Origin of the sequence: Hallella bergensis DSM 17361, assembly GCF_000160535.1 — a bacterium.
Taxonomy (GTDB): domain Bacteria; phylum Bacteroidota; class Bacteroidia; order Bacteroidales; family Bacteroidaceae; genus Prevotella; species Prevotella bergensis.
In genome coordinates, this window is sequence record NZ_GG704808.1 from 1 (window position 1) to 521 (window position 521).

The following is a 521-nucleotide window of genomic DNA, read 5'->3' on the forward strand; positions in this document are numbered from 1 at the left end:
TGCAGTGGCACAAGGCTTCTCGCATCCCGAAGCGGAGAGTATGGCAAGCGAAGTGTTGCATCGAGGATTGCATTTTTCAAAGTATGATACACTTGTGTCTGTCTTAGAGAATGAGTTCGAGAAAGAACTTCCTTCTCCACTCCCCGAAAGACTAACACCAATGCTTCTGAAGAATAAGGCTGTGCAAAGCGTTTTCGACAAATATGAACTGACAGACGACTTTGGCGCAACTCCAGAGTATGAGAAACTCTACACCGAACTGACAGGGACTATCGTTCTGCTCATAGAGGTCAATGGTCTGCCAACCGTAGGCGGTGAGAACATGACTTGATGTAGCACCATCGGGAGCTTTTGTAGTGTCAAGAGCCAAGATAAACGCTCCACTCCACACGCCAAGAGTTTTTTCAAACACTTGTCTTTGTGTAGTCTGCGCATCTTGTAACTGCTCTTGAAACTATAAAAAGCTCCTATATGAATACAATCATCATGAATCAAGACGTTCACACACCTGCCTTCATCAA

At 44.9% G+C, this 521-nt stretch carries 1 protein-coding gene; it reads left to right on the top strand.

Translation table 11 applies throughout. From position 1 onward, the window contains the following. Positions 1 to 331, top strand: a 331-nt coding sequence (locus HMPREF0645_RS12905; protein ID WP_007175511.1) for a DUF1896 family protein, incomplete at its 5' end; no start/stop codon positions are given. Positions 332 to 521: the final 190 nt, after the last annotated feature.